22 protein-coding genes and 3 pseudogenes are annotated in these 18,486 nt (G+C 56.1%); 17 read left to right on the forward strand and 8 right to left on the reverse strand.

The features are described from left to right. The first annotated feature begins 177 nt into the window (after positions 1-177). The 3 genes from RRU01S_RS23640 to RRU01S_RS23650 all read left to right on the forward strand — a co-directional run bounded on the left by RRU01S_RS23640 (position 178) and on the right by RRU01S_RS23650 (position 1,380). Positions 178-378 (forward strand): type II toxin-antitoxin system VapB family antitoxin, encoded by a 201-nt coding sequence (locus RRU01S_RS23640; protein WP_007597733.1) that lies wholly within the window; start codon positions 178-180, stop codon positions 376-378. Further along, positions 375-758 (forward strand): type II toxin-antitoxin system VapC family toxin, encoded by a 384-nt coding sequence (locus tag RRU01S_RS23645; RefSeq protein ID WP_045232688.1) that lies wholly within the window; start codon positions 375-377, stop codon positions 756-758. The genes RRU01S_RS23640 and RRU01S_RS23645 overlap by 4 nt, the downstream gene beginning before the upstream one ends. 145 nt (positions 759-903) lie before the next feature. Next, positions 904-1,380, forward strand: coding sequence for a VOC family protein (locus RRU01S_RS23650; RefSeq protein ID WP_042618634.1), 477 nt, complete (start codon positions 904-906; stop codon positions 1,378-1,380). 323 nt (positions 1,381-1,703) lie between these two features. Here the strand turns inward: RRU01S_RS23650 and RRU01S_RS26865 are convergent, their stop codons facing one another. Then, positions 1,704-2,024, reverse strand: a complete 321-nt coding sequence (locus RRU01S_RS26865; protein ID WP_439644728.1) for a Rossmann-fold NAD(P)-binding domain-containing protein — start codon at positions 2,022-2,024, stop codon at positions 1,704-1,706. Here RRU01S_RS26865 and RRU01S_RS26600 point away from each other — a divergent pair. After that, positions 1,911-2,153, forward strand: a complete 243-nt coding sequence (locus RRU01S_RS26600) for a hypothetical protein (protein WP_234936252.1) — start codon at positions 1,911-1,913, stop codon at positions 2,151-2,153. The genes RRU01S_RS26865 and RRU01S_RS26600 overlap by 114 nt on opposite strands. A gap of 15 nt (positions 2,154-2,168) precedes the next feature. Here the strand turns inward: RRU01S_RS26600 and RRU01S_RS26605 are convergent, their stop codons facing one another. Both RRU01S_RS26605 and RRU01S_RS23660 read right to left on the reverse strand, forming a co-directional pair. After that, positions 2,169-2,555: an NAD(P)H-binding protein gene (locus RRU01S_RS26605; protein WP_234936251.1), complete on the reverse strand. Its 387-nt coding sequence runs from the start codon at positions 2,553-2,555 to the stop codon at positions 2,169-2,171. Continuing rightward, positions 2,552-2,995, reverse strand: coding sequence for a nuclear transport factor 2 family protein (locus tag RRU01S_RS23660; protein ID WP_045232689.1), 444 nt, complete (start codon positions 2,993-2,995; stop codon positions 2,552-2,554). The genes RRU01S_RS26605 and RRU01S_RS23660 overlap by 4 nt, the downstream gene beginning before the upstream one ends. A 62-nt stretch (positions 2,996-3,057) precedes the next feature. Between RRU01S_RS23660 and RRU01S_RS23665 the strand changes: the two genes are divergently transcribed. Beyond that, positions 3,058-3,669: a TetR/AcrR family transcriptional regulator gene (locus RRU01S_RS23665; protein ID WP_045232690.1), complete on the forward strand. Its 612-nt coding sequence runs from the start codon at positions 3,058-3,060 to the stop codon at positions 3,667-3,669. 53 nt (positions 3,670-3,722) lie between these two features. Here the strand turns inward: RRU01S_RS23665 and RRU01S_RS23670 are convergent, their stop codons facing one another. Together RRU01S_RS23670 and RRU01S_RS23675 are read right to left on the reverse strand one after the other, a co-directional pair. Continuing rightward, positions 3,723-5,774 carry a 2Fe-2S iron-sulfur cluster-binding protein gene (locus RRU01S_RS23670; RefSeq protein ID WP_045232691.1) on the reverse strand — a complete coding sequence of 684 codons (2,052 nt, stop codon included), beginning with the start codon at positions 5,772-5,774 and terminating at the stop codon, positions 3,723-3,725. A gap of 57 nt (positions 5,775-5,831) precedes the next feature. Continuing rightward, positions 5,832-6,443 carry a glutathione S-transferase family protein gene (locus RRU01S_RS23675; RefSeq protein ID WP_045232692.1) on the reverse strand — a complete coding sequence of 204 codons (612 nt, stop codon included), beginning with the start codon at positions 6,441-6,443 and terminating at the stop codon, positions 5,832-5,834. Positions 6,444-6,563: 120 nt separating this feature from the next. Between RRU01S_RS23675 and RRU01S_RS23680 the strand changes: the two genes are divergently transcribed. From RRU01S_RS23680 to RRU01S_RS23690, 4 genes and pseudogenes are all read left to right on the forward strand, one after another. Then, a complete protein-coding gene (locus RRU01S_RS23680) occupies positions 6,564-7,457 on the forward strand; it encodes a LysR family transcriptional regulator (protein WP_045232693.1) in 894 nt (297 codons plus the stop codon). Positions 7,458-7,562: 105 nt separating this feature from the next. Next, positions 7,563-7,849, forward strand: a pseudogene (locus RRU01S_RS25620) (IS3 family transposase); the annotation flags it as partial. Between the two features lie 72 nt (positions 7,850-7,921). Continuing rightward, a complete protein-coding gene (locus tag RRU01S_RS23685; protein ID WP_045232694.1) occupies positions 7,922-8,386 on the forward strand; it encodes a nuclear transport factor 2 family protein in 465 nt (154 codons plus the stop codon). Positions 8,387-8,388: 2 nt separating this feature from the next. Next, a complete protein-coding gene (locus RRU01S_RS23690) occupies positions 8,389-8,955 on the forward strand; it encodes a TetR/AcrR family transcriptional regulator (protein ID WP_045232695.1) in 567 nt (188 codons plus the stop codon). Positions 8,956-8,982: 27 nt separating this feature from the next. Here the strand turns inward: RRU01S_RS23690 and RRU01S_RS23695 are convergent, their stop codons facing one another. Then, positions 8,983-9,711 (reverse strand): TetR/AcrR family transcriptional regulator, encoded by a 729-nt coding sequence (locus tag RRU01S_RS23695; RefSeq protein ID WP_244446100.1) that lies wholly within the window; start codon positions 9,709-9,711, stop codon positions 8,983-8,985. Between RRU01S_RS23695 and RRU01S_RS23700 the strand changes: the two genes are divergently transcribed. From RRU01S_RS23700 to RRU01S_RS23710, 3 genes are read left to right on the forward strand one after another with little or no spacing between them, the layout of a single operon-like run. Next, entirely contained in the window at positions 9,685-10,737 is a 1,053-nt protein-coding gene (locus tag RRU01S_RS23700) for a hypothetical protein (RefSeq protein ID WP_045232696.1), read from the forward strand. The genes RRU01S_RS23695 and RRU01S_RS23700 overlap by 27 nt on opposite strands. 13 nt (positions 10,738-10,750) lie before the next feature. After that, a complete protein-coding gene (locus RRU01S_RS23705) occupies positions 10,751-11,761 on the forward strand; it encodes an alpha/beta fold hydrolase (RefSeq protein WP_045232697.1) in 1,011 nt (336 codons plus the stop codon). 20 nt (positions 11,762-11,781) lie between these two features. Beyond that, positions 11,782-12,795, forward strand: a complete 1,014-nt coding sequence (locus tag RRU01S_RS23710) for an ankyrin repeat domain-containing protein (protein WP_045232698.1) — start codon at positions 11,782-11,784, stop codon at positions 12,793-12,795. Between the two features lie 640 nt (positions 12,796-13,435). On the opposite strand, the gene RRU01S_RS23715 is transcribed toward RRU01S_RS23710, so the two are convergent. Then, the gene (locus RRU01S_RS23715; protein ID WP_045232699.1) at positions 13,436-13,618 is read right to left on the reverse strand and encodes a hypothetical protein; all 183 of its coding nucleotides are present in this window, start codon (positions 13,616-13,618) and stop codon (positions 13,436-13,438) included. Between the two features lie 379 nt (positions 13,619-13,997). Between RRU01S_RS23715 and RRU01S_RS23720 the strand changes: the two genes are divergently transcribed. Genes RRU01S_RS23720 through RRU01S_RS25625 form a run of 3 tightly spaced genes read left to right on the forward strand, consistent with a single transcriptional unit; the run spans position 13,998 to position 16,514 of the window. Continuing rightward, a complete protein-coding gene (locus RRU01S_RS23720) occupies positions 13,998-15,410 on the forward strand; it encodes a cytochrome ubiquinol oxidase subunit I (protein WP_108722727.1) in 1,413 nt (470 codons plus the stop codon). Beyond that, positions 15,400-16,404, forward strand: a complete 1,005-nt coding sequence (gene cydB / locus RRU01S_RS23725) for a cytochrome d ubiquinol oxidase subunit II (RefSeq protein ID WP_045232701.1) — start codon at positions 15,400-15,402, stop codon at positions 16,402-16,404. Before RRU01S_RS23720 ends, cydB begins: the two co-directional genes overlap by 11 nt. Then, positions 16,404-16,514, forward strand: coding sequence for a DUF2474 family protein (locus tag RRU01S_RS25625; RefSeq protein WP_081880188.1), 111 nt, complete (start codon positions 16,404-16,406; stop codon positions 16,512-16,514). Before cydB ends, RRU01S_RS25625 begins: the two co-directional genes overlap by 1 nt. 171 nt (positions 16,515-16,685) lie before the next feature. Here RRU01S_RS25625 and RRU01S_RS25630 read toward each other — a convergent pair. After that, positions 16,686-16,846 (reverse strand): annotated as a pseudogene (locus RRU01S_RS25630) (transposase); the annotation flags it as partial. 86 nt (positions 16,847-16,932) lie between these two features. Between RRU01S_RS25630 and RRU01S_RS23730 the strand changes: the two are divergent. Both RRU01S_RS23730 and RRU01S_RS26610 read left to right on the forward strand, forming a co-directional pair. Continuing rightward, on the forward strand, positions 16,933-18,096 hold the full coding sequence (locus RRU01S_RS23730; RefSeq protein WP_045232702.1) for an ATP-binding protein: 1,164 nt from the start codon (positions 16,933-16,935) through the stop codon (positions 18,094-18,096). Positions 18,097-18,197: 101 nt separating this feature from the next. After that, positions 18,198-18,430 (forward strand): annotated as a pseudogene (locus tag RRU01S_RS26610) (integrase); the annotation flags it as partial. Between the last annotated feature and the right edge of the window lie 56 nt (positions 18,431-18,486).

Genomic DNA, 18,486 nt, shown 5'->3' on the forward strand with positions numbered 1-18,486 from the left:
CAACTAATTTTTAGCGATACACGCCTTGGTCGGCGCGAGAACAAGAGAAGCTTCAGCGCCTTGAACGAATACGAACCTACGATCCGTGAAACATGAAGATATCAGCTGCACTCAACAGGTCGTAGATTTCCGCACCAAATGGTGCTATACGAGCTACTCATTTACGGGAGTTAGAATATGCGATCGACCATAAATCTCGACGACAATCTTATGGAGCGGGCCAAGTCCCTCACGGGCACCAAGGAAACAGCAGCTCTCGTCCGACAAGCGCTGGAGACGCTTGTGCGTGTGGAATCCGGCAAACGCTTGATCGCGCTAGGCGGCTCTATGCCTGAGGCTGAAGCATCGCCTCGCCGACGGAGCGACGTGGCCAAGTGATCCTGGTAGACACCTCGATCTGGATAGATCATTTTCGATACGACGACGCAGAACTACGAAAAATCATCAATGATGACCAGTTGCTTTGCCACCCATTCGTTGTCGGCGAACTGGCGCTCGGTAGCCTAAGAGAAAGAGGCGCAGTTTTAGCTTACCTAGCAGCTCAACGCGAAGCAATGATCGCGACCCACGCAGAGGTAATGACGATGATTGATCGCCATTCGATATTCAGCATGGGGATTGGTTACACAGATGCCCACTTACTGACTTCAACGTTGCTCGACCGGCGATCAAGCTTGTGGACAAGAGATAAGCGCCTAGCGGCCGCAGCGCAAAAAGTTGGTGCGGCACTTTATCCGCACGCGCACGCCTCTCATTAGAACAATAACGCAGGACCGCTCAGCAATATTGAGGGGAATCGAACCCGAGCTATAAAATGGTTAAAGGGATTGCAAGTGCTGTGACTTGTTTGGCGAATGGCTTACTGTAGCGGGACGCAACTGTTCGATATGAGAGGATTAAAAAATGGCCGAAGATGCGGGCGTGATAGCTGTGGACCATACGGGGTTCTCGGTCGCCTCGTTGGAGGAGGCGATCCAGTTCTGGACTGAGGCGATGGGTTTCGACCTTACTCGGCGAGGAGAGATGGGTGGGGAGTTCCTACGGGAGGCCACGGGGGTTGACGATCCGCGTTGCCGAATGGCGCTGGTGACTGCTCCAAATGGCTACCCTATCGAGCTTCTCGAGTATTCGACAGGCCGTACGTTGGGCCAGACACCTCGTAGCGCGGGTGCGATCGGCGCCGCGCACATCGCCTTCACGGTTACGGATATCCGCACGGCCATCGCGCGGGTTGAGACGGCGGGGTGGGCAGTGAAGGGTTCGCCGCAGCCGATACCAGCCGGCCCCCGATGCGGAACAATGGTCGCGTACATCTCCGGCCCGGATGGTATTACCATAGAGCTGATGCAGCCGCCTGTTGAACATTCCCGCGTCGTGTAACGCCCCTTCGGTCCGGGAAAGCTGAACCTTGTGAGGGTTTTCCGTTCCATTGCTAGAGCCCTCTACGCCTACTGGGTTTTTCGCAGCAAGATCGATCCTGACGAAGGATACCACGAATGGTGCCCTTGCGTTCAAAGCGACTATTACGGTTCGTCAGCATCTGGCTGGCGAACTTGTTTTTTCTCAGTGTTTCCTCATTCGCGATCAGAGTAACGATCTCGGAAGAAGGCGTTATACAAACGCCTTGAGAGGATTCGAACTATCGGGCCGCGCTTCTTTCTTACCATGCACGCGCTCTGTGGATGGCGTTGTGGAGGTCGACTTCATGATAGCCAGCGCTGATGGTTTTCCCGAATAAATACGTCCGCTGATTTCGGTGCCTGTCTCGTTAGCACAAACACACAGTCGGTGACGCGGTCTTCATTCCCGTCCTCTATCCACTTATCCATTGAAGCGAGCGTCTGCGCATAATCCTTATCCAGACCACCCGCGTGATATCGCTCGGCAAGTTGATCGACGTCGAGATTCACATGTCGGATGTTACGGCCAAGAATGCTGCTCAGCTTGGACGCAATATCCGCGTAGGACAACGTTTCGTGGCCCGTCAGAATGAAATACCTGTTCCAGGATTTGTCTTCCAGCAGAGCGCTGACAGCCGCTCTGGCGATATCGGTTGCGTCAATGAAGCCAACCCGGCCCGATCCAGTTGCCGAGTAAATGGCATTCTCTTGCCGGATGGTGATCTGGTGCTGTTGGTGAGAAAAGTTCTGTAGGAACCAGGTGGGGCGCTAAACTGTCCACTCTGGAACGTTGTCGGTAAGATAAGCGTGGATCTGCCCCATCATCGGCCCACCGGCTTCCAACGACGACGCGCTGAGCAGGACAAAGCGCCGGACACCGCAGGAGCGCGCAATATCGAGGACGGGCGGGACGACTGCACCATGGTCGCTCGTATTTGTCGGAGCGACAATGTACACCGCATCTACCCCATCAAAAGCTCTCCGCGCAGTTTCCGGCTGCTGCCAGTCAAACAGAACCTCGCTTTCGCGAGACGGAGTGCGCGTGCCTATCTCTGGAATGATCCCCCGCTCTCTCAAGCCCTCCACAACCAATCGTCCGGTGGTTCCGGTTCCGCCTGTCACAAGGATTTTCGCTGACTTATCTTTCTCCATCATTGAGCCTCCGTCGTGACAGGTGAAGGTTTCGTTGCCGAGAGAAGGATAAGCGGGTTCCAGTAATCGCGGTAGCGCGTAATGAGCCCGCCCTTCAAATCGACCACCGAGACATAGATTTGATCGTAGCGTGCGCCTGTCTCGTTGGAATATCCCTTGCAGCTAAATTCGATCGTGGCTGCCTCAGAACCGGTGGCGACGATAACCCGATTTAGGTTCATCGATTCAATTATCAGCAAATCGGCCACAGTTGGAAGATAGGCCTCAAGGGCTGGTTTGCCGACAAGACGCTCGGTAAATCCCTCAGGCGCGTAGGGAAACTCAAAAACGATATTGTCATCGCACATATCGAGAAACGATATCGCTTCAGACGAAACTAGATCGCCCAGAGCCTGCCTCAAAAGAGACGACAGACTTGGGAACAGGTCAGCGTTATGGGTCATAGTGCTTTACTCCTCATGAATGGAACGCTATCGTTCCGTCCAACACATATGGAGCGCCTTGGATGGAACGCAAGAGTATCGACGAAGAAAATCGACGTAAGCCCAGCGGCGCTGCGGTCATGCGTACTGATCTGACGCAAGCCTTGGTTCGGGCGTTCTTTGAAGATTGGGCCCTCTACGGCTACGGCGGAATAAGCCTTGAGCGGGTCGCGATGCGGGCAGGCGCGGGCAAGGCGGCCATATACCGGCGCTGGCCATCAAAGCTTGCACTGGCTTCAGACGCGATAGAAGAGCTTGGTCTGAAGCTCACTGATGTTTCCGCGAGAGGCAGTCTCATCGAAGAACTCGAAGCTTATCTGCTGACGATGAGGCGCGCCCTCCGTCATCGGCTCGTGCGCAGGATATTGCCTGATATTTATGCAGAAGCCGCTCGCGAAAGCGAACTCGTTGTCGCATTGAAGAGGCTGGCTCAGGCGCGTCGCGCTGCGGGATCTGCCCTGATCGAGCGTGCTATCGCACGCGGCGAGCTCAACACAAACATCGACGTCGAAATGGCGCTGGATATGATTCCATCCGCCCTCTATTGGCGCATGATCGTGACAAACCGCTCGATGACCAGAGCCCAAATCAAGCGACAAGCGAGAGCCCTCAAAGCTGCGATGCAATGCCTCTGAGGTTGTACGAGACAAGCGAGCCATAAAGTCCTCTGACAAAGAATTCACATCGCCTACAATTCGAGTTGCAAACCCTCCTCCCCTTGTGCAGGAACCGAACAGCAAATCAGCGCCTCGCCATCTGCTACCGCATAGCCAGGCTCGGAGAGATAACTGACGTCACCCTTGACGATCTTCGTTCGGCAATCCCCGCAGTTTCCAGCTCGGCAGCCATAGGGCGGGCTGAGGCCACTTTGCTCTGCGAGTTCCAGCAAGGAGCCGCCGTCCGGCTCCCACTGCGCCTGATTTGACGATTGAGTGAAGACGACAGGCGTCGGGACCGAAGCGGCAGGCTTGCCCGGCTTCGTCGATACGTGAACGGCGTGGTCGCGCTTCAGGCCGGAGGGGCCGAACGCCTCCGCATGGATGCGACCGTCTGCGATATTCAGCGTGCGCAGCCCGTCATACATCGACTGCATGAAGGACGACGGTCCGCAGATGTAGAAGTCGTAGTCGCCGAACGGCAACTGTGCCTTCAACAGCGTCATGTCGATGCGGCCGATTGCATCAAAAAGGCCGTCGCTGTCGACATCTGGCGCACCGAGCACCTTGATTTCCCGAATCGTCCCTTCGCTGCGCGCGACCAGTTCGCCGATTTCGCGGTCGAACGCTCTTTCGGCAAAGGTGCGTGACGACCTGAACAGCCAAACCTGCCGACGATAACGCGTTCTGTCACCTGTATGGACGACATGACGCAGCATCGACAGCAAGGGCGTTATGCCGATGCCAGCTGCAAGGAGCACAGCCGGACGGCTGCGTTCCATGGCATCGATTGTGAACGCTCCAGCGGGCGATAGCGCCTCGATCTCGTCGCCTTCCCGCATTTTGTGCAGGAGCGTGGATGCCCGGCCCTCTCGCTTCACACTCAGCCGGTAGAAGCCATCCGATGGAGCACTCGATAACGTATAGCTGCGGCGGATCGTGTCCGTCCCCTGCGTGATGCTGATCGGCAGATGCTGGCCTGCCAGATGCTTGATGAGAGCCTCGCCATCGACGGGCGAAAGGTGCAGTGAACGGATCGTCGAGCTTTCCTCGATAGCCCGCTCCACGCGGAAGCGCCTCCAGGTTTTTGCCTGGGCCGCGACCTTCAAGCGACTTGCTGCCTCGCGCCAGTTTCCCGTCATCAGGCTGCTTGGTGACATGCCGTCTTCAAGAAAGCGCCAGCGCAGCGGCAGTGCATCTTTGCGCAGCACGACCTTTTCCGGCATGACGCGCCAAAGCCGCTCGGCGCCCTCGAAGGCCGCGATCTCGGGTGAATCCAGGATGATCTCGACGCTTCCAGCGATCTGCAGCATGTCACCCGTCTCATGATCGACGAACAGAAGCCCGGCGCGCGGGTTGACGGCGAAATTGCCGAGCGTGTTGAAGAACAGGTTGCCGTTAAAATCCGGCACAGTCAGGCCACCGTCGGCATCGACACGAACGAAACCGCGTCGGCCACCACGATGGGAGGCATCCACCTGCCGTCCTTCACCGTCGAGGTCCACGTAGGACGCAACGAAGAAACTGTCGGCGGCTTCGATGATGCCACGCTGATGCGCGTCGAGCCGATCTGAAACGATCACTTCGGAAGACTGCGGCGTTGCCGGATCGCGCACGAAGCTGAACTGACGATGCTGGATGTAGCGTGGACAGTTGCCGAAGCTCTGTCCAACGGCGACGGAAAAACGGTCGCTGCTGCTGCGGATGACCGTACCGTTCATCCTGTTACGTCGGCGCGTGATGAGATCGACCCCGACTAGACCGATCGGGTCGCCGTCTTTCATCCCCGCTTCAGCGGGATCGTTGGGATCACTGATAGCATCGATATCCAGTGTATGGGAATCAGGCGTCTGCAGAAAGCCGGGCTGTCCGCTACGGATCGTCGCCCACGGAGTTCCATCGCCATCCACAGCGCCGATGACGATAAACGGCAGCACTGGATAGAACTCTCGATGCTGATCAAGCATGAACGTGCGCAAAACCTTACGCCCGACCGGGTCCATTTGCTCGAGCACACCGGCGTGGCGCTGTATTTCCAGTTCGCCTGCATGCCAAGGTGATGATGAGAGTTCTTCAGCAGGCATTGAAACCTCCAATAAGAAACGGCGGCCAGGACCAGTAGCCCCGGCCGCGAGGCGATGTCAGACTGCGAGGCCGATGGCCGTTTTCGGAAGAGCGACGAAACCGGGCAAAGCTTCGATCCGCGCCAACCAGTGACGGACCTCCGGGTACGGTGTCAGATCGACATTGCCCTCCGGCGCGCCCGCGATGTAGCTGTAGAGCGCGACATCCGCGATGGTCGGTGTGTTGCCGATGATGAAACGGTGATTTTCGAGTTCGGCATTGATGAGGCCGAGAATCCGGTGAGCGCGGGCAATCACTTCGTCGGCGCGGAAGTCTGCTCCGAATACCGTGATCAGGCGGGCCGCGCACGGACCATACGAAATTTCTCCGGCGGCAACGGAAAGCCATTTCTGTATCTTCGCGACAGAGGCGAGATCGTCGGGCATCCAGTCCTTGCGGCCAAGCTTCGTGGCAACATAGACAAGGATCGCATTGGAATCATTGACGACAACATCCCCATCGACGAGCACCGGCACTTGGCCGAACGGGTTGAGCTTCAGGAATTCGGGCGTCTTGTGCTCGCCGTTCGCCAGATCGAGGTCGATGATCTCAGCCTTCACGTTCAGCAAAGATAGGAAAAGACGAGCACGATGCGCATGGCCCGAAAGCGGAAAGTGATAGAGTTTCATGGTTTGCTCCCTTGAGGTCCGGACACCTTCGTCCGTTAACGTGAGAAACCTAGCGGGAACCATATTTTTAGAGTAGACGGTTATTTATGTAATCACCCTCTCGTTTTATGGAAGGCAAAGATGGACCGTCTCGACGCCATGGGTGTTCTCTTGTCAGTGGTGGAACATGGTAGCCTTTCCGCCGCGTCGCGCGCCTTACACTCGCCGCTACCGACGGTCAGCCGCAAGATCTCAGAGTTGGAGAGCCTTCTCGGCGTTCGCCTGTTCACCCGTACCAGCCGCAGAATGTTGCTCACAGAGGCTGGACAGAGTTATGTCAGTGCAGCGCGCGAAATTCTCGAGCGGGTAGAAGAAGCCGAACGCCGCGCCACCGGAGAATACGTCGCACCAAAGGGAGACCTGACGATGACGGCGCCAATCGTCTTCGGTCGCCTGCATGTCCTGCCGGTCGTCACGGATTTTCTGAAAGCCTTTCCGGACATCAACATCAACCTGATCATGAGCGACCGGCCGATCAGTCTCGCCGACGAACATATCGATGTCGCGCTGCGCATCAGCCGCCTTTCGGACAGCAGCCTGATGGCTATCCGCCTCGGCTCCACGCGCACGACCGTCTATGCCAATCCCGACTATCTGAAGCGGCATTCCCCTCCGTCCCATCCTGACGAACTCAAGCAACACGATTGCATCGCGTTCGAAGGCGTGCTCTCGACACGGTTCTGGACGTTCCACGATGGCGCAAAAGATATCGCGGTGCCGATCCGGACGCGCCTTTCCGTCAATACGGCGGAAGCTGCGGTCGATGCTGCAGCATCCGGTCTCGGCATAACGCGGGTCATGGCCTATCAAGCAAAGCGCGCAGTCGATGCTGGCTTGCTGGTGCCGCTGCTGGAAGATTTCGAACGAGAGGCGTCGCCGGTCCATCTCGTCCATCTATCGGACGGCCTCATGCCACTGAAACTCAGGACGTTTCTGGACTTTGCGACGCCACGGCTGAGGGCATTGTTGAAATAGACAAATCCCTTGGGCAATTTTTACATCACAGTCTCGATAAGCAACTCAGCCCAGGCAGGGTGAATAACGATGCGCTGTAAGTGGTGAATGCTGGAATCCCCCGATCAACACATTCATGTGCTGCTCAGGGCTCACATTGTGAACCACGAAAGGTTCTCTTCTGGCATTATCGCGAGGAGAAGCTGCGGGTGCGCAGGCGCGGCGGTAGGGAACGAGCGATAGGCACACGAGCGCCGATGGCAGCCAGTGATAGTTGGTCACACGACTTTCTCTCGGATCGGCTCACCGATTGGCGCAGGTTGCGGTTTCTGACCGTTGTCGATGATTGCACAAGGAAGTGCCTGACGCTCGTTGCCGATAGATCGCTTTCCGATCTTCGCGTGCTTGACAGACAACACGTCAACGAACATTGTACTGATCGGTAAAATAATTACCGATCAGTACAATTCGACGAAGGATCCACCATGTCACGCCCTCCACTCCCACCCTTCACCCTGGAAAGTGCAATAGAAAAGGTTCGGCTAGCCGAAGATGGCTGGAACACGCGGGATGCTGCCAAGGTCGCTCAGGCCTATACGCTCGACACCCGTTGGCGTAATCGCGTGGAATTCTGCACCACTCGCGACGACGCTCAGGCATTTCTGACACGCAAGTGGAACAAGGAGCACGACTACCGCCTCATCAAGGAGCTTTGGGCTTTTGCCGGCAACCGCATTGCAGTGCGGTACGCTTATGAATATCATGACGATAGCGGTCGCTGGTTCCGCGCTTACGGCAATGAGAACTGGGAATTTGCCGAGGACGGGCTGATGGCGCATAGACATGCCAGCATCAATGAAATGCCGATCTCCGAAAGCGAGCGCCTGTTCCAATGGCCGCTCGGCCGTCGGCCGGATGACCACCCTGGCCTCAGCGATTTGGGTCTCTAGTCATGGCCCGCATGGTTGCCGAAAGATCTGACACCATAGCTCCCCTCGCCGAAGTGTTCCGTGAACACGGCTATGAAGGGGCAAGCCTTGCTTTGATTGGCAAGGCTACTGGCCTCGGCAAGGGCAGCCTCTACAACTTTTTTCCTGGTGGGAAAGAAGAGATGGTGCGGGCTGTCCTCACAGAAATCGAACAGTGGTTCGAAACTGCGATATATGCCCCCTTGCGGAACGGGAGCGATGCCAATGCTGCTATCAATGCGATGCTTGATGCCATCACGGATTACTTCAAATCTGGCAGGCGTGTATGCCTGGTTGGCGCCTTGGCCGTCTCCAATACACGAGACCGCTTCTCCCAGGCCGTTCGGGGTTATTTCGCAAGTTGGGTAGACGCGTTGCAAGCAGCGCTCGTTCGGCAGGGCCAGCACGATGAACGAGCGCGTATCCTCTCGGAAGATGCCGTGCTTTCCATACAGGGCGCAATAGTGTTGTCGCGCGCGCTGGACAACCCGGCCGTGTTTCAACGCGCCATGGACCAGCTCCGGAGGCGACTAGTGGTTGTTGAAATATGACCGCTCTGCTCAGTTACTGTTGAAAAACTAAGAATTGTTGGCGCCCGGCATCAATTCTCGAACTTCACCTGGGGCCACAGCTCCAATGAGAACCGAAAACACCTCCTCTGCCTCAGCAGCAGAGCAATTCCCGCGCGTAACTGCGGTTGTTAGCGCGTCTCCTGCTGCAACCAAAGCTGCGGAAGCCAACGCCAACGATTCCGGCCGTAAGCTTGAGTGAAGCCGTAGAACTTCCACGAACATTTCGATCACAGCGTCGACTAACTCCTGGTAAACGCCTGCTTTCTCTTCGCTTCCTGCAAGCGCCGCGCCGACAGCATGAAATTCGTCACCCTGGTCGGTTCCGCAAGCCAGATAGGTTGTTGCCAAAGCCGCAACAGTCTCTCTCGCCGGTCGTTTATCCTGAGCCATAAGCGTGCGAAACGCGGTGATGCGTTCGGTGTCTATCCAACGATAGAGTTCAATTAACAGACCCGTTCTGGTCTCGAAATGCTCGTAAGTCACAGGCTTGGAGACGCCCGCACGGACTGCCAGATGGCCTAACGTCAGCCGATCAGCACCTTCCTCCCGAACGATCAAGCGCGCCGTCTCCAGGAGTTGCTGACGCCGCTTGGGCTTTGAAAGACGGCCCGCCGTCCTGTTGTCGACAGCGACTTTTGGTTTTTCCACTTGCGTACCTACTTTTAGTAACCTACCATATGTAGGTATTAGTAAAACATAGGTGTCGCAATGTTTCAAGATTCTGAAAGTCTTCACGACCCAATCCTGATTATCGGCGGCGCTGGTGAGGTCGGGCGCTGGGCTACACGCTTCTTGCGTGACCAACATCCTGATGTACCAATCCTCATTGGCGGTCGCGACGAACAACGGGCGATACGAGCAGCAGCAGCTGTCGACGGCGCGTCTGCGGTGGTCGTGGACCTCACTGCGTCCGACTTGGGGTTAGGCGAGCGGCGTGTCTCGGCAGTCGCAACGCTTTTTACCGATGAGACCGGGGCAGCTCTCCGCTGGGCCCAGCAAAAAGGTGCCGGGTATATCAACATCTCGCCAAGCATCAGCGAACTCGGTTTGGAAACTGCGACATTCATGCAAAACCCTGCCGCCGCGCCCGTCGTTTTGGGTACAGAGTGGCTGGTTGGTGCGACAAGCGTACCGTCGCTCTTGTTCGCCCGAGAATTTGGTCGTCTGGAAAACTTTCACATCGAGGCGGTGCTCGATGAGCAAGATGCGTTTGGACCTGCGGCAAATGCAGACCTTGAACGCCAGATGTATGCGGGTGCTGCTGCTCTTATAAGAACGGCTGGCGCGTGGCGGTGGTGCCATGGCGACGAAACCAAGTCAAAGGTTCGCGCAATCGACGGTACCGAGTTGAACGCGAACCTGTTTTCGCCGAACGACGTCCTGTTGTTGGCAAACGCAACCGACGCACCTGATATTCGGTTCGACTTGGCCATTGGAATGAGCTCCGCCCGCCGGAATGGCGGACCGGTATCGACGGAAATTATCATCAACCTTTCGGGCCTGGATCACGCCGGGCAGCCGCTTCGGAAACGTCACGCGATCGTTCACCCCGGTGGGCAGATGCCGCTCACGGGTTTGGGTGTCGCGCTCGTTCTTGAACGCCTGGCTGGTCTCGAAGGCGATGCGCCTCGACCGGGTCTCTACTTCCCGGCCCAACTCATCGACCACTCCACATACCTTGAAAGGCTTCGCGCTTCAGGTGGTGAAGTCATGGAATTGGAGCCGATCCAACACGCGCCGCAAGGCTCGCATCAAGCATAAATTGGAGCAGAAAATGAGCCATCCTAGTTTACTATCAGCCGCCACGGATCATCCCGTACTTCATTCGCAAATCGAGGCCAACGGTGCCTCTTTCCATGTCGTTGAACAAGGCCTTGGTCCAGTCGTGCTTTTCTTACATGGTTTTCCGGACACGGTGGAAACGTGGCGTAGCCAGATGCAGGTCGTCGCACAAAACGGGTACCGCGCGATCGCGCTCGACATTAGGGGTTTTGGCGACAGTTATTCCCCGGACGATCCAGCATTGTATAGCGGAGCCTTCATTGTTGGCGACCTGATTGGCATCCTCGATGCTTTGCAGGTACCGACCGCAACGATCGTATCGCATGATTGGGGAGCAGATCACGGCCAGCGGGCAATGGTCATGCGACCAGATCGTTTCAATGGGATCGTAACGCTCGGTATCCCGTTCCTGCCACGTGGCGAGCTGAGCACATGGGACATGCTACGCAGTCGCGGTCTCGGCGATCTCTATTATGCTTTCGACATGATGAAGCCGGAGACGGATGACCGGATCCGTGATGCCAGCAAGTCTATTCCCAGTGCACTTTATTGGCTCTCGGGCGAGCCCGCCGAAGGAACCGGCTGGGACCCCATCGACGCAAAACGAGATATGTTCCGACCTGCACCTGACGTGCTGCCGAGCTGGGCCGATCCAGCCTATGTGAAGCACAACATCGAAACGTTCCAGCGAACGGGATTCAGAGGCGGTCTGAACCAGTACCGTGGCGTGCAGGCGACGTTTGAGCATCTCGCTGCCTACAAGGATGTGCTGATCAAGCAGCCATCGCTTTATATTTGGGGCGATGCAGACGGGTTGTGCCGACTGTTCCACCCCGTCCCACCGACCGTGGAAGAGATGCGGGAGACAGCGCCGGGGCTCGTCGATGTCGTGCGCCTGGAAGGTGTAGGTCACTGGCCTCATCATGAGGCCCGCGAGCGCGTGAATGCCGAAATCATAAAATTCCTGAACGGCCTGAATGCCACCGTTTCAGCAACTGCCTAATCGATCAGGAACATAAGATAATGATATTTTCTCACGCACTGCGTACAGGCGATCTTGCTTCGGTCAAAGGCGCCATCGACGCCGGGGTCGACGTCAATGCTCGAGGCCCCGATGGTCTAACGCCGTTGATGATCGCGTCTGCGCTTGGGCAGGCACAGGCTGTTGCTTTGCTCTTGACTGCCGGGGCGGACGTGCTGGCGGTGGAACCTCGAATGGGAGCAACGGCACTCCACAAGGCGGCACAGTCCGGCAGCGCCGACGTGATCGGGATGCTCTTGGACCATGGAGCCTTCATCGATCAGCAATCGCCTGTTCTTGGTAACACAGCCTTGATGGATGCCGTGCTTCACAAGCACGAATCTGTCGTGCGAGTTTTGCTGTCGCGGCGCGCGCGGACCACTATACGGAATTACTGGCAACAGACCGCGCTCGAAATTGCCAAGTATGACGACCTGCAAGCAATCGCAGCGCTTATTGAGGAACGAGATGAGGCGGATGAACAGCACATCGCCAGCTTGTCGATCGTCTCATCAGTCAAGGACGGAAATATTGAGGAGGTGAAGCGGCTGATCGCAGATGGCGCGGATTTCGAGGTTCGGGTGCCGATAACCGGGACGTTCGATGACGACTACACGCCTCTCGGTCTCGCAGTTCGCGAAGGTCATGCCGAAATCGTGCGCCTATTGTTGGATGCTGGGGCAGATCCCCGCCGTACGATCGGTCTCATGCGCGGTTCGCCACTTCACGATGCCGCTTACTTCGGAAAGGCGGATCATATCGATATTCTGACCTCATCAACAAAGCAGGGGGCCACACAGGTTGAGCTTGATGCGCAGGGTCCTTACAATGGTCTAACCGCTTTGCATGATGCCGTGTGGCATGGATATGTGGATGCCGTCGCGTCTTTGGTGTCAGCCGGTGCTCGCCGTGATTTGAAAACTCACTCGGGAATGACACCACTGAGACTCGCTACTTTCTACGGCTATGACCGGATCGTTGAAATCCTGAGCAGCGACAGCCAGCAGGCTGCCTGATCACGCCACATCGGAAATTGCGTTTGTCGCAGCAAGTGCTGCGGCGACGCATAAAGGGGCGATGAGCATAAGCACGAATTCTCTGCCGGGATTGTTAGCAGCTCTTCATTGCGTACAGCGCTAGGAGGAGGCGTCCTCTCAATCTCAAGCCCGGCGTCGCAACCGCGTTGCAAGCGCTGATGCCGCGATGGAAGGAAGCGACAAGGCGAGCAAAAAAGGGAGGCCAATCATTATTGAAGTGTCGTTGTTTGCAACGATCAACGCAGGCAACTGCGCGAATGTGATGATCGCTCCTGCGTACCACATTTTTCCTAAAAACCAGGCGATTAGTCCAGATATGATCACTGATAACGGATAGGCGGCGTGCCAGTACGCACTGGCATCCCAAGGTTCATTAACGTCTCCTAGATGACAAACAAGCTACCAGAAGAATATGCCAAAGATCAACGTTGCGGCTGGTCCTCTCCATCGCGGGTTCATCATCATTGGAATTAAAGGCACCTTATCGAAATCAAAATCTCGGTTGATAGAGACCTTATGAAGCCCATTGTAAAGTGGTTCTCGTCGATCATCTCGCCGACTTCATCGTGGATACGGAAAAATACATTAGCATGGCGTTACCGTTTGAGTGAGTAAGCGATTATGTTCCCACTCCGTCAGTTTGAATATGGTGGGCTTCGAGAAGTACGATCATCTCGTCTGCCTCGTCTTCTGTCAGTGCATCAATAGGAAGGTCATCGACTGTAGCCGGACTTGCCGTGACAGAGTCAATGACGGTCCAAAATTCATCATGAATGTTTTTTCGTTTTTCAAACCGGCTCATGGCGTAATTTCGGCAGAATGACTTCGCTGGTCAATACGACCTCTTGCGACCGATAATTTCCAGTCTAGCAGATACCGAACGCATGACAGTGGTGGTGAACGGTATCAACTGAAGAGACTGCGACGGCCGATGGTCGAGCTTCGGTATGACGGCTATACGGTCGATAGGTGGCAGTCGCTGATCCTCGGTGAATTTTGTTTCGCTACCATATCCATTGGGCAGCGGGCCGTGTGCTCTAATCTGTTGCCAAGGTGGGAGGAGATGTGAAAGCGTCACAATGCCGCGTGTGATGTTTTGGCACGCGGTAATTTGGCACGCAGCCGTCCAGCACAAACAGGAATAGAACGACAAGCAATCTCGTGCCTTGATGGAGGTCAAATTGTTTGATGGTTTCAGTGCGGAGCTTCTGGCGCGCATACAGTTTGCGTTTACAGTTTCCTTCCACTTTATCTTCCCGGCCTTCTCAATCGGCACCGCCAGCTATCTTGCGGTGCTGAATGCGCTGTGGCTGTGGAAGCGTGACCCGGTCTATCTGAAGCTCTTCGAATACTGGAAACCGATCTTTGCCATCACCTTCGGCATGGGTGTCGTGTCCGGTATCGTGATGAGCTATCAGTTCGGCACGAACTGGGCGGTGTTTTCCGACAAGGTAGGGCCGGTGATTGGCCCGCTCATGGGCTATGAGGTTTTGACCGCGTTTTTTCTCGAGGCCGGATTTTTGGGCATTGCCTTGTTCGGACGCAAACGCGTGGGCGATGGCCTGCATATGTTTGCCGTTGCCATGGTCGCCGTTGGTACACTCATCTCCGCCACATGGATATTGTCGGCCAACAGCTGGATGCAGACACCGCAGGGTTTCACCATTGGTGAGAACGGGCAGTTTCTGCCCGCGGACTGGTGGAAGATCATCTTCAACCCGTCCTTTCCCTATCGCCTCGTTCACACCGTGCTGGCGGCATTCTTGACCACGGCTTTTGGCGTTGGCGCTGTCGGCGCTTATCACCTGTTGCGAGACAAGAGCAATCGGCAGGCACGGGTCATGTTTTCCATGGCGATGTGGATGGCAGCATTTGTCACGCCAATTCAGATTTTCGTTGGGGACCTCCACGGCATCAACACGCTGGAGCATCAGCCAGCCAAGATCGCAGCGATGGAGGGGCATTATGAAACGCATCGTGGCGCGCCGCTGATTCTCTTCGGTATTCCGGACGATGAGGCGGAGGAAACGAAATACGCAGTCGAAATACCGAGGCTGGGATCACTGATCCTGACCCATACGCTGGATGGCGAAATCAAGGGTCTCAAAGAGTGGAATAAAAGCGACCGCCCTAGGGCGCTGATCCCGTTCATCACCTTCCGCGTCATGGTCGGGCTTGGCGTGCTGATGCTGCTTGTTGGCCTTTGGTCACTTTGGGCGCGGTGGAGAGACTGTCTCTATGACAATCTCCTGCTTCACAGAGCCGCTGTCCTGATGGGGCCATCTGGGTTCGTTGCGGTGCTTGCGGGTTGGTACACGACCGAAGTGGGCCGCCAACCCTATACTGTCTATGGCCTATTGCGCACGTCCGATAGCCTCTCACCCGTCGCAGCACCCGCCGTCGGCGCGTCGCTCGTCGCTTTTATCATCGTCTACTTTCTGGTGTTCGGGTCTGGCGTGTTTTATCTGCTGCGGCTGATGCGACGCACACCCGTGCTTGATGAGGATCATGAGTTGGATCACGCCCCAACCCGCACCGCGGGGATAACGCCTGGTCCCACGCAGAGCCTTTCTGGAGGCCATCATGATGTTTGATCTTGCGTTTATCTGGGCAGCCATCATCGCCTTCGCTGTGCTGGCCTACGTCATCCTCGATGGCTTCGATCTCGGCATCGGCATCCTGTTTCCGTTTTTCCCTAAGAGGCATGACCGGGACGTCATGACGAATTCCATCGCTCCTGTCTGGGATGGAAACGAAACATGGCTGGTGCTGGGCGGTGGCGGGTTGATGGCTGTCTTTCCTGTTGCCTATGCCACGGTACTGCCCGCCCTTTACATGCCTATCATCCTCATGTTGCTGGGGTTGATCTTTCGCGGCGTTGCGTTCGAGTTTCGCTGGCGAACGACGCGCGGCAGCATCTGGTGGGATTGGGGCTTTTGCATCGGCTCGACAATCGCCGCCATGATGCAGGGAATCGCTCTGGGCGCTCTAGTTCAAGGCATCCAAATCACCAACCGCGCCTATTCCGGCGGGTGGTGGGACTGGCTGACGCCATTCAGCATCACAACCGGACTGGCCGTTGTCGTGGGTTACGCGTTGCTGGGTGCAACTTGGCTCAACCTGAAAACAATTGGCGAATTGCAGGCACGTGCAAGAAAGATTGCCATGGTGGCTGCAGCCGGTACGCTTGCACTCATCGGCGCGGTCAGTCTCTGGACACCATTCATCAACCGCGTTTATTTCGAGCGCTGGTTCGGCTGGCCCACAGCATTTTTCTCTGCCTTTGTGCCGCTGCTGGTCGCGGTATGCGCAGCAGCACTCTGGCAAGGCTTGAGGCAGGACAAACACCTCCAGCCGTTTCTGGCCGCGCTTGGCATCTTCGTCATCTGCTTCGCAGGTCTCGGTGTCAGCTTCTATCCCTATATCGTACCGGGAGCATTGACGATATGGGAGGCTGCCGCACCAGATAGCTCTCTGGCGTTCCTGCTGCTGGGTGCAAGCGTGCTGATACCCATTATTCTAGGTTACACGGGATATGCCTACTGGGTCTTTCGTGGCAAGATCGATCCCGACGAAGGCTACCACTGATGCCAGAAACTCTCTTCAAACGATTTTTGTGGTTCGTCGGCCTCTGGTTTGCGAGCGTGCTCGTTCTTTTCGTCGTCGCATACGTAATCCGGCTGATGATCTTGGGATAGACCAGTCTGGCCCTTCGCCTTGAACGGATTCGATCCAATGGCACGCTCGCCAAATGAACTAAGCCTCTGAAAAGAGGGCGTAACGCCTATTTATGGAATTTGAGGGAGTGCTCCCAGGCTGGAAGCCGTGCGGTGGGACTTGAGATAGGTTAGATCAATCATGACGGTCTAGTGTTCTGCAGCTTCAGGCACCGCCAGGCCGTCATCATCTGGATAAAAACGCCCTTGTCTCTCCAGCGGTTATACAGCGTTTTCGCCGGGCCGTATTCCTTCGGCGCATTGCACCACCGGAGCCCGTTGCGATTGACGAAAATGATGCCGATCACAACGCGACACGGCGTAGCGGTCTCGCCACGCGCCTTCTTACATAGATAAAATTATCCTTGCAATTGCGGAATATAAATCCATAAATACAAGGATGATTGAGCGAAGAATTGAAGCTGAACTTCAGCATCTGGTAAACGAAAGCCCTGCGGTTGCGCTTTTGGGCCCTCGTCAGGTCGGTAAAACCACATTAGCGATCAATATTGGCGAAACCCGGCCCTCCATTTATCTTGATTTGGAATCGGAAGCAGACCGGGCCAAACTGTCGGAGCCGGAGCTCTATCTTGCAACCCACGGCGACAAGCTGGTTATCCTTGACGAAGTTCATCGTCTTCCAAACGTGTTTCAGACACTGCGGGGCCTAATTGATCGCAACCGACGCGCCGGACGGCGAACCGGCCAATTTTTACTGCTTGGATCCGCTTCAATCGATCTCCTCAAACAATCTGGGGAATCGCTGGCTGGCCGCATTGCCTATCTTGAAATGCAGCCTGTTGATGGATTGGAAGTGCCAGAAGAGGCGCTCGAAAGACTTTGGCTACGGGGTGGTTTTCCCGATAGTTTCCTCGCTTACAGCGATCGTGGAAGTCTGCGCTGGCGGCAGGATTTCATTCGCACCTATCTCGAACGAGATATTCCGCTTCTTGGGCCGCGCATCCCCGCCGAGACGCTGAGGCGGTTCTGGACTATGCTGGCGCACCACCAGTCCGGTCTCCTTAACGCAGCCGAACTCGCCCGCTCCCTGGGGGTAGATGGCAAGACCATCGCTTCTTACCTCGATCTTCTTGTCGACCTGCTACTGGTGCGTCGTCTCGAACCCTGGCATGCCAATGTCGGCAAGCGATTGGTCAAATCACCAAAAGTCTATGTCAGGGATAGCGGCATTGCCCATGCGTTGCTTGGGCTCGGAAGCGCTGAACAACTACTTGGTCATCCAATTGTCGGCTCCAGTTGGGAAGGCTTCGTGATCGAAACACTGATCGCGTCCTCACCTCATGGCACTGCAGCCAACTTCTACCGTACAGCTGCCGGAGCCGAAATCGATCTCCTGCTGACCCCTCCAGGTGAAAAGCCTTGGGCGATAGAGATCAAGCGAAGCCTTACGCCGAAACTCGAAAAAGGGTTTTATCATGCCTGCGAGGATTTGCAGCCGCAAAAACGGATCGTTATATATCCTGGTCGAGAGTCCTTCCCTCTTCCGAACGGTGTAACGGTAATGGCCCTCTCTACCGCAGGTCGCCTATTGCTTGACCGATAGCCAAATTCTCGCTGATGGGTAAAGCGTGCGGGCCAGCGTAACTCCTCGACACTGGTTTTCTATAAGCGTCCGATAATGCGACATGTTGCGCATTATCGAGAATGGCCCAAATCATCGAGCAAAAACAGCGAAATCGCGTCAAGGAGACCTCAGCGCCATCTCTCAGAAGGTCTTCTGGCGCTGATGTTTCCGGGCCGGGGGTGCTATACGATAGCCCCTTCCCTCTATAGCCGTTGAGGATTCGACGTCTGCCCACCTCATAGGCCTCGCCGATCCCGCCCGGGGTTATGTCGAAGCCGCCAGTTCCGCCAATACCCGCAAGGCTTATGCATCGAGCTCTACAGGACGCCCAAACAGCGCTCCGGCTCATTGACGGATGGATTGAGGATT

The sequence above is a fragment of the Agrobacterium rubi TR3 = NBRC 13261 genome, assembly GCF_000739935.1.
Taxonomy (GTDB): domain Bacteria; phylum Pseudomonadota; class Alphaproteobacteria; order Rhizobiales; family Rhizobiaceae; genus Agrobacterium; species Agrobacterium rubi.

Excerpts from the sequence above, each read along its gene's own strand:
- RRU01S_RS23705 (WP_045232697.1), top strand. The coding sequence starts at position 10,751 with ATGAGCCATCCTAGTTTACTATCAGCCGCCACGGATCATCCCGTACTT.
- RRU01S_RS23715 (WP_045232699.1), bottom strand. The coding sequence starts at position 13,618 with ATGAGCCGGTTTGAAAAACGAAAAAACATTCATGATGAATTTTGGACC.
- RRU01S_RS23665 (WP_045232690.1), top strand. The coding sequence starts at position 3,058 with ATGGAACGCAAGAGTATCGACGAAGAAAATCGACGTAAGCCCAGCGGC.
- RRU01S_RS23700 (WP_045232696.1), top strand. The coding sequence starts at position 9,685 with ATGTTTCAAGATTCTGAAAGTCTTCACGACCCAATCCTGATTATCGGC.
- RRU01S_RS23680 (WP_045232693.1), top strand. The coding sequence starts at position 6,564 with ATGGACCGTCTCGACGCCATGGGTGTTCTCTTGTCAGTGGTGGAACAT.
- cydB (WP_045232701.1), top strand. The coding sequence starts at position 15,400 with ATGATGTTTGATCTTGCGTTTATCTGGGCAGCCATCATCGCCTTCGCT.
- RRU01S_RS26600 (WP_234936252.1), top strand. The coding sequence starts at position 1,911 with ATGTCGGATGTTACGGCCAAGAATGCTGCTCAGCTTGGACGCAATATC.
- RRU01S_RS23640 (WP_007597733.1), top strand. The coding sequence starts at position 178 with ATGCGATCGACCATAAATCTCGACGACAATCTTATGGAGCGGGCCAAG.
- RRU01S_RS23675 (WP_045232692.1), bottom strand. The coding sequence starts at position 6,443 with ATGAAACTCTATCACTTTCCGCTTTCGGGCCATGCGCATCGTGCTCGT.
- RRU01S_RS25625 (WP_081880188.1), top strand. The coding sequence starts at position 16,404 with ATGCCAGAAACTCTCTTCAAACGATTTTTGTGGTTCGTCGGCCTCTGG.
- RRU01S_RS26605 (WP_234936251.1), bottom strand. The coding sequence starts at position 2,555 with ATGATGGAGAAAGATAAGTCAGCGAAAATCCTTGTGACAGGCGGAACC.
- RRU01S_RS23660 (WP_045232689.1), bottom strand. The coding sequence starts at position 2,995 with ATGACCCATAACGCTGACCTGTTCCCAAGTCTGTCGTCTCTTTTGAGG.
- RRU01S_RS23690 (WP_045232695.1), top strand. The coding sequence starts at position 8,389 with ATGGCCCGCATGGTTGCCGAAAGATCTGACACCATAGCTCCCCTCGCC.
- RRU01S_RS23685 (WP_045232694.1), top strand. The coding sequence starts at position 7,922 with ATGTCACGCCCTCCACTCCCACCCTTCACCCTGGAAAGTGCAATAGAA.
- RRU01S_RS23710 (WP_045232698.1), top strand. The coding sequence starts at position 11,782 with ATGATATTTTCTCACGCACTGCGTACAGGCGATCTTGCTTCGGTCAAA.
- RRU01S_RS23730 (WP_045232702.1), top strand. The coding sequence starts at position 16,933 with ATGATTGAGCGAAGAATTGAAGCTGAACTTCAGCATCTGGTAAACGAA.
- RRU01S_RS23650 (WP_042618634.1), top strand. The coding sequence starts at position 904 with ATGGCCGAAGATGCGGGCGTGATAGCTGTGGACCATACGGGGTTCTCG.
- RRU01S_RS23670 (WP_045232691.1), bottom strand. The coding sequence starts at position 5,774 with ATGCCTGCTGAAGAACTCTCATCATCACCTTGGCATGCAGGCGAACTG.